Origin of the sequence: Deferrisoma camini S3R1 (assembly GCF_000526155.1) — a bacterium.
GTDB classification, from domain to species: Bacteria; Desulfobacterota; Deferrisomatia; order Deferrisomatales; family Deferrisomataceae; genus Deferrisoma; species Deferrisoma camini.
Genome location: NZ_JAFN01000001.1, coordinates 579,036 through 591,654, shown reverse-complemented (window position 1 = coordinate 591,654; position 12,619 = coordinate 579,036). Strand labels below are relative to the sequence as shown.

The following is a 12,619-nucleotide window of genomic DNA, read 5'->3' as shown; positions in this document are numbered from 1 at the left end:
CCGGCCGGAGGCAGGTCCCTTGCCCCGCCTGCCAAGACGGCACGTCTATTTCGTCGCCGGGCTGGCGAAAACCCGGAGCGCCTCCTGACGGTACGCCCGGGCCCGGGACTCCAGGTCGGGGGCACGGAACACCCCGCCCAGCACGGCCGCGCCGGCGGCGCCGGCCGCCGCCACCGCGGCGAGCCGCTCCGGGGTGATCCCGCCCAATGCCAGCACGGACAACGACACGCCCCTCACGGCCCACCGGAACCCCTCCAGCCCCAGGGCCTCGCCCCGCAACGGCTTCGAGCTCGGCCGGAACACCGGGCTGAGGAACGCATAGTCCGCCCCCGCGCGGGCGGCGGCCTCCAGGTCCGCACGATCGTGGCACGAGACCCCGAGCAGCACCCCCGGGAATCGTCTCCGGAGAGCCTCCAGGTCCCGGCGGCCCGAGGGAAGGTGGAGCCCCGGGGCCCGGAGCTCCGCGCACGCCGCCGGGTCGCCGTGTACCGTCAGGAACACCCGGGGGCAGCGCTCGAGCAGGTCGCGGCCCCACTCCACCCGCTGACGAGTCCCCACGTCCGGGCCCTTGGCCCGCAGGCACACCCACCGCAGGCCGGCCCCGGCGACCCGGGTCGCCGTCTCCACCAGCTCCGGGCCCAGGGTTTCATGGTCTGCGATGGCCACGACGGGAAACGGAAGGGCCGGCATGGTGCTCCGGGCGCGTCGAAGGGGCGATGTAAGGGGCGGGGACAGATCGGTCGAAAGGCGGGCTTTCGGCCGGTCCTGCTTCCCTCCGCTGGCATTACCCAGTTCAGGTTCGAGGGGTTCCCCATCTCGCGGATGGGGTCTCAGCTCTCGCTCCCCCGCAGGCAGCCGTTAACGCTACTCGTCGCGGAACACGATCTTGTGCTTGATGAGATTGACCTCCTGGAGCCGGCCGGTGACCACCGTCTCCTCGCCGAACAGGTTCCGGAGCCGGTACCCGCCCTCCACGGGCTCCATGAACGTCACCTCCTCGAGGACCAGCTCCTCCTCGTCCCCCCGTACCAGGAAGGCGTTGGACTCACACATCGAGGCTACCTCCCTTGCCAAAGCAAGAACCTTTGGTACGCCAAACCAGGGTAGGAGTCAATGGGCACAGGGGACCGCCGGTTCACCACCGCCCTTTCCGGTGCCCAGGCGGTCAGTCCCTCTCCGACGAAGCCTCGGAGCTCCGGACACTCGGCTTTCCCTGGGGTAAGACATGGCTCCGCGTCTTCACATTTCAATCTGTTTATTTTTGAGAATATCTCGCAGAGCATCCTCCAGGCCTGGGAAGAGGAACTCAAACCCTGCCTCCAGCAGCCGTTTGGGCATCATCCGCTGGCTCGCCACGATCGTGGAAGCGAACTCCCCCAGGGCCAAGCGCACGGCGAACGCGGGCGCCGGGGTGAACGCCGGCCGGCCGAGCACCCGGCCCAGCGTGCGGGCGAGGTCGATCTGGCGCACCGGGTTGGGCGAGCACAGGTTGAACACCCCTTCCAGATCCGGCCGCTCCAGCAGAAACCGGATCGCCCGGCACAGGTCTTCCCGGTGGATCCACGAGATCCACTGCCGGCCCGCGCCCACGGGCCCGCCCAGGAACCGCTTGGTCATCTTGGCCAACCGGGTCAACGGCCCCCCGCCCGGCCCCAGCACCACGCCGAACCGGGTGATCACCACGCGCGCCCCCCGGTCCCTGGCCTGCCAGGCCTCGGCCTCCCAGTCCTGGGCCACCCTGGCCAGGAAGTCCTGCCCGAGGGGAGCGTCCTCATCGAGGACTCGGTCTCCAGCATCCCCGTAGATGCCGACAGCGGAGGTGCTAACAAGAGTGAAGACCCGGCCCTTCGGGATCGCGTCCACCAAGTTCCGGGTCGTTCGGATCCGGCTCTCCCGGATGGCCAGCTTTTTCTCCGGGGTCCACTTGCCCAGGATCGACTCACCGGCCAGGTTCACGGCCGCATCGCACTCTGCCACCGGCTTCCACCACGGCCCCCACTCCATCGGGTTTCCGGTGACCACCTGGTCGGCCTCGGGGATCCCGCCGACCCGTTCGAGGGGCCGGACCAGGACCACGGCCTGGTGGCCCGCCTCGCGAAGGAACGGCACGAGGCGGGTTCCGATAAATCCCGTGGGGCCGGTGAAGAAGATGCGCATGGGGCTCCAGGTAATTTTGGGCCTTCGGCCCGCTGGTAGGCTAGGAGGTTGGGAGGCTAGAAGGCTTGAAAGCCGACCTGGTTTCTAGTCTCTAGTCTCTAGTCTCTAGTTTCTAGCTTTTGCCCCGGCTCGGGATCCGCCCCGACCGACGACCGTAGACCGGCGACCGCCGTCAATCCCTCGTGGCCATCCGGCACGCCTCCCACAGGGCCTCGGCAAAGGTGGGGTGGGCGTGGGCGGTGCGGGCCAGGTCCTCGGCGCTCGCGGCCATCTCCACGGCCAGCACCGCCTCGGCGATCAGGTCCGACACCCGGGGCCCCAGCATGTGCGCGGCCAGCACCCGGTCGGTGGCCTCGTCCACCAGCACCTTCACGAACCCCTCGGCCTCACCGCTGCACAGGGCCCGGCCCGATGCCCCGAACGAGAACACCCCTTTTCGGTACCGGGTTCCCGCGCGCTTCAGATCCTCTTCGGTGGGCCCGACGCCGGCCGCCTCGGGGTGGGTGTAGGCCACGGCCGGGATGGCCGCGGGGTTCACCCTGGCCGCGATCCCGGCCAGGTTCTCCACCGCTGCGATCCCCTCCATGGCCGCCTTGTGGGCGAGCATCGGCCCGTCCACCAGGTCGCCCACGGCCAGCACCCCCTGGGCCCGGGTCCGGAACGCCTCGTCCACCGGGATCCGGCCGGTGGAGGGGTCCGGGTCGACCCCCACGGTTTCCAGCCCCAGGCCTCGCAGGAGCGGCCGACGGCCCACGGCCACCAGCACCCGGTCGCACTCCAGGGTCTCGGGCTCCTTTCCCTCGGCCTGGACCTCGACCCACACCCGCTCCCCCTCGGCCCGGGTGGCCAAAACCCGGGTGCGGGTCCGGATCTCCAGGCCCTGCTTCCGGAGGCTCCGCCCCAAGGCCCGGGCCGCCTGGCCGTCGAGCCCCGAGGCCACCGTCGGCAGGAGCTCCACCACCGTGACCCGGCTGCCGAGCCGGGCCCACACCGAGCCCAGCTCCAGGCCGATGAACCCGCCGCCCACCACCACCAGGTGCTCCGGCACCTCGTCCAGGACCAGGGCTCCGGTGGAGTCCACGATCCGGTCGCCGTCCACCGGCGCGGCAGGGATGGGGACGGGCTCGCTGCCCGTGGCCAGGAGCACGGCCCGGGTCTCCAGGGCGGTCGCCTCCCCGCCGTCCGGAGGCGTCACCCCCACCCGGCCGGGGCCGGCGAGGCGGGCGGTTCCCCGAACCAGGTCGACCCCGGCCCGCTCCAGGAGCCTGCGGACCCCCTCGGTGAGCCGTTGGACCACGGCGTCCTTGCGGGCCATCATCGCGGGCAGGTCCAGGGTCACGGCCTCGACCCCGATCCCGTGCGCGCCGAGACCCGCCCGGAGCTCGGCGAACCGCAGGCTCGAGTCCAAGAGGGCCTTCGACGGGATGCACCCCACCCGCAGGCACACCCCGCCCGGCCGCTCCTCCCGCTCCACGCACGCGGTGCGGAGCCCCAGCTCCGCGGCCCGGGCGGCCGCGGTGTACCCGCCCGGGCCCGCGCCGATCACCACCAGGTCGTATCCCGCCATGTCACACCCCCAGGAGCAGCCGGGCCGGGTCCTCCACCCGCTCCTTCACCCGGACCAGGAACTGCACGGCCTCCCGGCCGTCCACGATGCGGTGGTCGTAGGTCAGGGCCACGTACATCATGGGCCGGGCCACGATCTGCCCGTCCACCACCACCGGCCGCTCCTCCACCTTGTGGAGGCCCAGGATCGCGCTCTGGGGAGGGTTGAGGATCGGGGTGGACAGGAGTGAGCCGAACACCCCCCCGTTGGTGACCGAGATCGTGCCGCCCTCCAGGTCGGACAGCTCCAGCCGGTTCGTGCGGATCTTCTCCACCAACCCGGCCACGGCCCCCTCGATCTCGGCCAGGGTGAGCCGCTCCACGTGGCGCACCACCGGCACCACCAGGCCCCTGGGGGACCCCACGGCCACGCCCACGTGGCAGTGGTCGTGGTACACGATCTCGTCGCCGTCGATGAAGGCGTTGAGCTGGGGGAACTCGGCCACGGCCTCGGCCAGGGCCTTGACGAAGAACGAGGTGATGCCGAGCCCCACGCCGTACTTCTCGCGGAACGCCTGCTTGTACCGGGCCCGGAGCTCCATGACCCGCCCCATGTCCACCTCGTTGAAGGTGGTGAGCATGGCCGTGACCTGCTTGACCTCGACCAGGCGCTGGGCGATGCGGCGGCGGATCGGGCTCAACCGCTCCCGGCGCTCGCCCCCGGCCGGTCCTTCCGGGGCCGGGGTCCCGGCCCCCGGCCCGGCGGCCTGGGGGCCGGCCTCCGGGGCCGGCCGCCCCCCCAGGTGGGCCAGGACGTCCGCCTTGGTGATCCGGCCCCCCGGGCCGGTGGCCCGGATCTCGCCCGGGTCCAGCCCGTGCTGGGCCACCAGCCGACGAACGGCCGGCGAGAGCTCTCCTTCCGGCTCGCGGGCCGGGGGCCCGGGCCGCGGGGGGGGCGGCGGTTTCGGCGGCTCCGGGGGAGGCGGAGGGGGGGCCGCTTCGTCGGCCGGCCCCCGGGGCTCCGGCGCCGGGCCTTCCGCCCGGGCGGCCCCGGCTGCCTCCTCGATCCGGCCCACCACCTGGCCCACGGTCACGGCCGCTCCGGCGGCGACCAGAATGCGCAGGACCCCTGCCCCCTCGGCCACCACCTCCAGCGTGATCTTGTCGGTCTCCAGCAGGAACAGGGGCTCGTCCTTCTCCACCCGGTCGCCGTCGGCCTTGAACCACTCGGCCAGCACGGCCTCCTGCACGGACTCCCCCACTTCGGGGATTCGGACTTCGATCGGCATGGGCGTCTCCCTCGCTGGGCTGTCAGGCGGCCGGGCGGCCGGCAGGGACCGGTTCCCGTCCGGCAGTCAGGGCCTCCTCCACCAGCCGTTTCTGCTCCTCCCGGTGGATGAACGAAAACCCGGTGGCCGGGCTCGCGGCCGGGGGCCTTCCCACGTACACGGGCGGCGCGCCCCACAGCTCCGCCAACATCGACCCCACGAACCCCCAGCCCCCCTGGTTCCGGGGCTCCTCCTGCACCCAGACCCGCTCGGCCGACCGCGGGTAACGCTCCAACACGTCTGCCAGCTCCTGCGCCGGGAACGGATAGACCTGCTCCAGTCGAACCAAGGCCACCCCCGGGTCCGCGGCCTTGGCCCGGGCCGCGGCCAGCTCGTAGTACACCTTGCCGGTGCACAGACACACCCTTCGCACCCGTTGGGGGGCCTCCACGCCCGGATCGTCCAGAACGGGCCGGAAACCCCCGTCAGCCAGGTCCCCCAGTGGAGATACGACGTCGGGGTGGCGCAGGAGGCTCTTGGGGGTCAGCACGATCAGCGGCTTGCGGTAGGGGGCCTTCACCTGGCGCCGCAGGGCGTGGAAGTACTGGGCCGGGGTGGTGGGCTGGACCAGGAGCAGGTTGTCCTCGGCCGCCAGCTGGAGGAACCGCTCGGGCCGGGCCGTGGAGTGGTCGGGCCCCTGCCCCTCGTAGCCGTGGGGAAGCAGGAGCACCAGGCCGCTCCGGCGGCGCCACTTGGCCTCGGCGCTCGCCACGAACTGGTCGACGATCACCTGGGCGCCGTTGGCGAAGTCGCCGTACTGGGCCTCCCAGATCACCAGGCTGCGGGGCTGGACCAGGGAGTAGCCGTACTCGAACCCCAGCACCCCGGCCTCGCTCAGGGGGCTGTCGAACGCCCGGAACGGGGCCTGGCCTTCGGCCAGGTGCCCCAGCGGGCAGTACGGATGGCCGGTCTCGCGGTCGAACCACACGGCGTGGCGTTGGCTGAAGGTGCCCCGCCGGCTGTCCTCGCCGCTCAGCCGCACGGGCACCCCCTCGGTCAGGAGCGAGGCGAACGCCAGGGCCTCGGCCCCGGCCCAGTCCGTGCGGCCCTCCTCCAGGGCCTTACGTCGCCGGTCCAGGATCCGGGCCAGGATGGGGTGGAGCCGGAACCCCTCGGGCGCGGTCCAGAGCCGCCGGCCCAGGTCACGGAGGACCTCCTCGTTCACCCCGGTCTCCACCGGATCGGGGGTGTACCGGCTGCCGATCCCCTCCCACCCCTCCCAGGGCTCGGGCACGGTCCACCGACACGGCTCCGACCGGGCGGAGCGGTGGGCCTCGTCCAGGACCTCGTCGAACGCCCGGCGCGCGGCTTCGGGCTCCTCCGCAGGGACCACCCCGACCCCCACCAACTCCTGCGCGTACAGGCGGGCCACGGGCGGCCGGTCCCGGATCCGCCGGTACATCAGGGGCTGGGTGAAGTACGGCTCGTCCCCCTCGTTGTGGCCGTGGCGGCGGTACCCCACCAGGTCGATCACCACGTCCTTTCCGAACGCGGCCCGGTAGTCGGCCGCGATCCGGGCCACCCGCACCGCCGCCTCGGGGTGCTCGGCGTGCACGTGGAACACGGGGGCCTCGAGCATCTTGGCGATGTCGGTGGCGTAGCGGGTGGACCGGGCCGCCTCGGGCGGGGTGGTGTATCCGATCTGGTTGTTGAGCACCACGTGCAGGGTGCCGCCCGTGGCGTACCCCTCCAGGCGCGAGAGGTTCAGGGTCTCGGCCACGATCCCCTGGCCCGCGAACGCCGCATCCCCGTGCACCAGCACGGCAGCCGTGGCCGACGGGCCGCCCTGCCGGTCCTGGAGGGCCCGCACGATCCCCTCGACCACCGGGTTCACCGCCTCCAGATGGCTGGGGTTCTCCGGCACCGTGACCCGCACCTCCCGGTCTCCGTACCGCACCCGGCCCCGGAACCCCTCGTGGTACTTCACGTCGCCCCCACCGGGCACGGCCTGGGGGTCGTAGCTGGCCTCGAAGGCGCAGAACACGTCGCGCAGCTCCCGGCCGAGCAGGTTCACCTGTACGTTCAGCCGGCCCCGGTGGGCCAGGCCCAGCACCACGTGGCGTACCCCCCGGGCCCCCAGGCGCAGGACCGCGGCGGCCAGCAGGGGCAGGAGGCTCTCGGCCCCCTCCAGGCTGAACCGGGTCTGGCCCGGGTAGCGCTTCTGGAGGAACTCCTCGAAGGCCTGGGCCCGGGTGAGCAGGTCCAGCACGTGCCGCCGCTCAGCCGGGGCCAGGGGGGGCCTGGGCCCCTCGATCCGGGCCCGGAGCCACTCCTTCTCGGCCGGGTCCGACACCTGGGCGAGCTCGTACCCCACCGGACCGCAGTAGATCGCCCGGAGCCGGGCCACCACCTCGGCCACCGGGACCGGAGCGTCGGCAAACCCTGGCACCCGAACCGACCGGTCCAGGTCGCCGGGGGCCAGCCCCACGGCCGAGGGGGTCAGGAGGGGGTGCTCCGTGGGGCACGGGGCCAGGGGGTCCAGGCACGCCAGCAGGTGCCCCAGGGTTCGGTAGCGCTCCACCAGGGCCAGCACCCGGCACACGAGGTCCGTCGCCTCCGGCGCGGGGCCCGCCGCCCCGAGCTCGAACCCCTCGAAGAACGCCCGCCACTCGGGCGTGACCGCGGCCGGGTCGGAACGGTACCGGCGGTACTGCTCTTCCAGATACGCGGAACTCTCCAGGAACGGCAGGGGCATCCCGGCTCCTTCCTCCTCGGGCTCGGGTAGAAAGCCCCTAGGGTACCCCCGGGGGGCCAAAGGGCAAGCCGGCCGGGGCGAAGCTCACGGAGACGGGGGGGCCAGACCGGGCACCACGTCCCGGATCGGGCCGAAGGGGAACTCGCTCAACAGGCGCCGCAGCCGGGGCTCGGTCCGGTGGAGGTTCAGGTAGTGACGGAACCGACTCTTGAGGCCGGCGCCCTCGATCCGGGGCTGGGCGGGGTCGATCTCCCACGGGTGCACGTAGAACACGAACGGCCGGCCGTCCCGCTCGCGGATCCGCCTCAGGGCCCACCGGGTCACCGGGTAGGGCAGGAGCCGGAAGTACCCGCCGCCGGCAGCCGGCCAGTTTCGGCCCCACAGCCGAACGGGAGTGATCGGGACCTCGAGGAGGGAGGGAGCATCGTTCGGGCCCCGGCCTCCCGCCGGCACCCAGTTGCCCGCGCCCTCGCCGTCGAGACGCTCCAGCCGAAAGGGGAACCGGGGCCACTCGGACAGGCCGTACAGGTCGTGGCGCACCGGGAACACGCTGGAGTCGTACGCGAACCCCGCCTCCACCAGCTCGTCGAACGCCCACAGGCTGGTGGGCCCGATCGAGTAGCTCGGCGCCCGGTATCCGAGCACGGCCTCGCCGACGAGGTCCTCGAGGAGGGCCTTGGCCCGCCGCACGTCCTGCCGGAACTCTTCCCGGTCCAGGGTGTTCACGCGGCGGTGGCCGTGGCCGTGGCACGCCACCTCGTGGCCGGCCCCGTGGATGCGGCGCACCAGCCCGGGGCACCGCTCCGCCACCCACCCCAGCACGAAGAACGTGGCCCGAACCCGGTGCTCGTCCAGGAGGGCCAGCATCCGCTCGGTGTTGCGCTCGACCCGCAGCTCCCACCGGTCCCAGGTATCGGGCGGGCACACCGCCTCGAACGCGGACACGTGGAAGAAGTCCTCCACGTCCACGGTGAAACAGTTCGGTCGTTGGTGATTGGTTGTTGGTCCTAGGCTCACGCTTTCATCGCGGCACTCACGCCCCCCCTTTTCGGCCGCCCGTTCGTCCCTGGACCCGCTGCGAGAGAACATTCAACATCCGCATGGTCTGGTGAAGGCGAGCAGCCAGGTGCGCCGCCGCCTCTTTCGGCAGGTACCCCAGATTCTCACAAAGGATCAAGTAATAGTCCAACTCGGCCGCAGACCCCATGGCGATCTCCAGAAACCGTCCAAATTCGGCACCTGATCTGCGCCCGCATCCCTCCGCTATGTTGGCCGGAATCGAAACCGCAGCACGGCGCATCTGCTGGGTAAGGCCGTAACGCTCATCCGATGGGAACCCGGAGGTGACCCGGTAAACCTCGACGGCCACGTCATGGGCCCCCTGCCAGACTCTCAGATCTCGGAAATCGTTCACCCGCCCCGCCCTCTCCAACAACCAACAACCAACGACCAGAGACCGCCTACTTGATGCCCCGGACTTCCTCGTAAGTGGTCATGCCGTCCACGGCCTTGGTGAGGCCGTCCTCGATCAGGGTGCGAAAGCCGTTGTCCCGGGCGGCCTGGGCGATCTCCTCGGCCGGGGCGCTGGCCAGGATGAGCTGTCGCATGTGATCATCGGGCACCAGCAGCTCGAACACACCGATCCGGCCGCGGTACCCCGTGCCGCCGCAGGCCCGGCACCCCACCGCCCGATACAGGCGGGGGTTATCCCGGCCCGTGGCCTGCCGAAGCTCCTCCCGCACCGGGCCGGGGGGCTCGAACGACTCGAGGCACTCGGGGCACAGCCGCCGGACCAGCCGCTGGCCCATCACCGCGGACAGGGCCGAGTACAGCATGAACGGCGCCACCCCCTGCTCGAGCACGTGGGGGATCACCCCCAGGGTGTTGTTGAACACCATGCGGGCGAACACCAACGTCCGGCCCAGGGCGGCCTCCACCACGGTGGAGAACACCTCGGTGCTGGGGACCTCGCCCACCATGAGGTAGTCGATATCCTGCTTCACCAGGGCGCGCAGGCCCTGGGCGAAGCTCAGCCCGGCCCGCTCGTTGGGCTCGGCCTGGTTGATGTCGGCCAGCCGGTTTTTGATGGGGTTCTCGTAGGTGAAGGTCACCCGGTTGGGGCTCTTCAGGGCGTTCAGGCTTGCGTAGATGGTGGAGGTCTTTCCGCTGTCCGGGGGACCCACCACCAGCACCAGCCCCCGGTCCGCCGCGATCACCCTTCGGTACGCCTCGAGCATCTCCGGGGTCATGCCCAGGTTCTCGAGGCGGAGCTCCTCCTTGGAGAACGGCTGCTGGAAGGTGAGAACCACCTGCTCGCCGTTGCGCACCGGGAACGTGGCCACGTCCACGTCGAAGAACTGGTCCTCGCTGCGGACCCGGAAGTACCCCTCCTGGGGCAGCCGGCGCTGCAGGATGTCCATGCCGCTCAGGATCTTGAGCCGGTTGACCAGGTTCTGGGCGTACTCCCGGGGCGGCGTGACCAGGGTCTCCAGGTGGCTGTTCACCCGGAGCTTTACGAGCACCGCGGTCTCCTCGGGCACGATGTGGACGTGGGTGGCCTTCTTGTCCAGGGCCGCCAGCAAGATCGAGTTCACGATCTTGACGATCGGCGCCTCCGAGGCCGACTCCAGGGCGTCCTCCAGGTTCTCCTCGCGGCTCTGCTGCTCCTCCTGGGGGGTGATGATCTCCAGCTCCCTCTGGGCCTTCAGGTCGAGGGCGTCCTCCCACTTCTCGGACTTGGGGAACAGCTGCCGCAGCTTCTGCTTGATGCCGTACATCGACGAGACCACCGGCGCGATCCGCAGCCCCGTCATGAACCGCAGCTCGTCGATCACCCGGTAGTCCTGGGGGTTGGCCATGGCCACGGTGAGCGTCTTGTCGTCCCGCTCCACCGGCACCACGTAGTTCTTCTTCATGAACCGCTCGGACACCAGGCTCACCAGTTCCCGGGGGATCTGGTACTTGGCCAGGTTGATGGCCGGCACCGCCAACTGGCGCGACAGGAGGTACTCCAGGTCCTCCTCGGTCACGTACCCCTTCTTGATCAGAATCGAGCCCAGCCGCTCCCCGGTGCGCCGCTGGTCGGCCACGGCCTCCGCCAACTGCTCGCTGGTGATGATCCTGAACTCGATCAGGAGTTGCCCGAGCTTCTTTCGCATGGCAGTGATCCCGGTTCGTTGGGTCAGAACTGTCGACGACTCCCGCTACCCTTCGGCCGCCGCACCCTCTTCGTCCCCGAGACGGGAGGCCTCCTCCTCGGCGTCGCCGGTCGGCCCGCGGCCGGCCGGCCGGAAGGTCTCGAACACGGCCCGATGCTGCCGGTACAGGAACTCCACCACCCGGAGCAGGTCCTCCCGGAGGTGCTCCATGGCCTCCCGGTGGGCCGCAAACGACAACCCGTTGGCCGGGGGTTTTTCCAGAAACGAGCTGGCGCCCCCCTCCAGGATGCGGCGCCGGACCGGCGACAGGTCCACGTCGCTCAGGTAAATCAGGGGCACGTGGGGGAACGCCTCCACGAGATCCCGGACCGTCCGGACGTTCTCCAGGTCGTCGGGGCCGCTTCCGACCACGGCCATGGTGAACCACCCCGCCGCCCCGGCCTCGGCCAGGCACTCCTCCAGGGTCTCCGTGCTCTCGGCTTCGTCGTATGCGATCCCGGCCCCCTCGAGCCACTCGCAGGCGGCGTTGCGCACCCGGGGGTCGGGATCGAACACAAACACCTTGGGCGCAGGGAACTCCCACTCCCCCCCCAGGAGGCCCCGTCGGGCCTCCTCGAGCAGCCGCATCCGCCGCTTCCACTGCTCCTTGAGCTTGACCAGCCGCTCGTTGAACTCGGCCTCCCGGCGCTCCACCTCGGCCAGCCGCCTGCGCAGCTCCTTCTCCAGCGAGGCCAGCGCGGCCTGCTTCTGGCGGAGCCGCCTCAGGGCCGCCCGCTCCGATCCCCCTACCGGAGCCCCCTGGGCCAGACCCGACGCCACGGCGGTCAGCCGGGCCTCCAGCTCGTCCACCCGACGTTTGAGGGCCTGCTCCTCCTCGGATTGGGGAGGGGGCTTCTCGGTGCGTCCCTCTTGGTCCCTGCGAACCTGCTCCGCCACCTCCCGCACCAGCCCCGGCCCCAGCTCCCGGGTCTCCTCCACATAGCCGTGGAGAAGGGCCGCGTCGCACAGCACGTTCACCAACCGGGGGATGCCTCCGGTGGCCTGGTGGATGATCGGGACCACCTCGTCCGGGAACACCGGGGCGCGCTCCGGGTCGGTCACCACCCGGCTCAACCGGTGCTGGATGTACTCCCCCACCTCCCCCACGCTCAACGGGCCCAGGTGGTAGCGCACCGTGATCCGCTGCCGCAACTGCTCGAGCTCCGGGCTGTCGATCAGGTCCCTCAGGCCGGGCTGGCCGGACAGCACGAGGTGAAGGAGCTTGGTCTTCTCCGTCTCCAGGTTCGAGAGCATGCGCAGGCCCTCGAGGGTGGACACCGCCAGGTTCTGGGCCTCGTCCACGATCACCACGCAGTTGCGGCCCTCGCGGTAGCGCTCGATCAGGAACTCGTTCAGGGTGCTCAGGAGCGCCGTCTTCGACAGCCCCCTGGGGTTCAGCCCGAAGTCTTCGAGGATGAGCTCCAGAAGCTCCTTGTACGACACCCGGGTGTTCGTGACCTGGCTCAGCACCAGGGAGTCCCCCAGGTTCCGGACCAGCGTCCGCAACAGGGTGGTCTTGCCGGCCCCCACCTCCCCCGTAACCATGACGAAGCCGCTCCGCGACTCCACCCCGTAGGTGAGATGGGCCAGGGCCTCCCGGTGGTTCTTGCTCAGATACAGGAAGTCGGGATCCGGCGTCAGGGAGAACGGCCGGCCCGACAACCCGTAGAACTCGGTGTACATGCCGCGTCACCCCG

Annotated in this window: 10 protein-coding genes and 1 riboswitch; all 10 genes read right to left on the bottom strand. The window is 71.0% G+C overall.

Translation table 11 applies throughout. The features are described from left to right. Window positions 1-45: 45 nt before the first annotated feature. Window positions 46-690: a thiamine phosphate synthase gene (locus tag DEFCA_RS18985; protein WP_025321468.1), complete on the bottom strand. Its 645-nt coding sequence runs from the start codon at window positions 688-690 to the stop codon at window positions 46-48. A gap of 62 nt (window positions 691-752) precedes the next feature. Beyond that, window positions 753-857: riboswitch (TPP riboswitch) on the bottom strand. Between the two features lie 7 nt (window positions 858-864). Further along, a complete protein-coding gene (locus tag DEFCA_RS0102510; RefSeq protein WP_025321467.1) occupies window positions 865-1,053 on the bottom strand; it encodes a CooT family nickel-binding protein in 189 nt (62 codons plus the stop codon). Between the two features lie 186 nt (window positions 1,054-1,239). Further along, window positions 1,240-2,157 (bottom strand): TIGR01777 family oxidoreductase, encoded by a 918-nt coding sequence (locus DEFCA_RS0102505; RefSeq protein WP_025321466.1) that lies wholly within the window; start codon window positions 2,155-2,157, stop codon window positions 1,240-1,242. Between the two features lie 172 nt (window positions 2,158-2,329). Then, on the bottom strand, window positions 2,330-3,724 hold the full coding sequence (lpdA, locus tag DEFCA_RS0102500; protein ID WP_025321465.1) for a dihydrolipoyl dehydrogenase: 1,395 nt from the start codon (window positions 3,722-3,724) through the stop codon (window positions 2,330-2,332). 1 nt (window position 3,725) lies between these two features. Further along, window positions 3,726-4,991, bottom strand: a complete 1,266-nt coding sequence (odhB, locus tag DEFCA_RS0102495; protein WP_029733432.1) for a 2-oxoglutarate dehydrogenase complex dihydrolipoyllysine-residue succinyltransferase — start codon at window positions 4,989-4,991, stop codon at window positions 3,726-3,728. 22 nt (window positions 4,992-5,013) lie between these two features. Beyond that, the gene (locus tag DEFCA_RS0102490) at window positions 5,014-7,725 is read right to left on the bottom strand and encodes a 2-oxoglutarate dehydrogenase E1 component (RefSeq protein ID WP_025321463.1); all 2,712 of its coding nucleotides are present in this window, start codon (window positions 7,723-7,725) and stop codon (window positions 5,014-5,016) included. An 84-nt stretch (window positions 7,726-7,809) separates the two neighbouring features. Then, window positions 7,810-8,694, bottom strand: coding sequence for an XrtA system polysaccharide deacetylase (locus DEFCA_RS0102485; protein ID WP_029733430.1), 885 nt, complete (start codon window positions 8,692-8,694; stop codon window positions 7,810-7,812). 64 nt (window positions 8,695-8,758) lie between these two features. Next, window positions 8,759-9,139, bottom strand: coding sequence for a four helix bundle protein (locus tag DEFCA_RS0102480; RefSeq protein WP_025321461.1), 381 nt, complete (start codon window positions 9,137-9,139; stop codon window positions 8,759-8,761). Between the two features lie 46 nt (window positions 9,140-9,185). Further along, window positions 9,186-10,883, bottom strand: a complete 1,698-nt coding sequence (locus tag DEFCA_RS0102475; RefSeq protein ID WP_025321460.1) for a GspE/PulE family protein — start codon at window positions 10,881-10,883, stop codon at window positions 9,186-9,188. Between the two features lie 45 nt (window positions 10,884-10,928). Further along, window positions 10,929-12,605, bottom strand: coding sequence for an XrtA/PEP-CTERM system-associated ATPase (locus DEFCA_RS20165; RefSeq protein ID WP_025321459.1), 1,677 nt, complete (start codon window positions 12,603-12,605; stop codon window positions 10,929-10,931). Window positions 12,606-12,619: the final 14 nt, after the last annotated feature.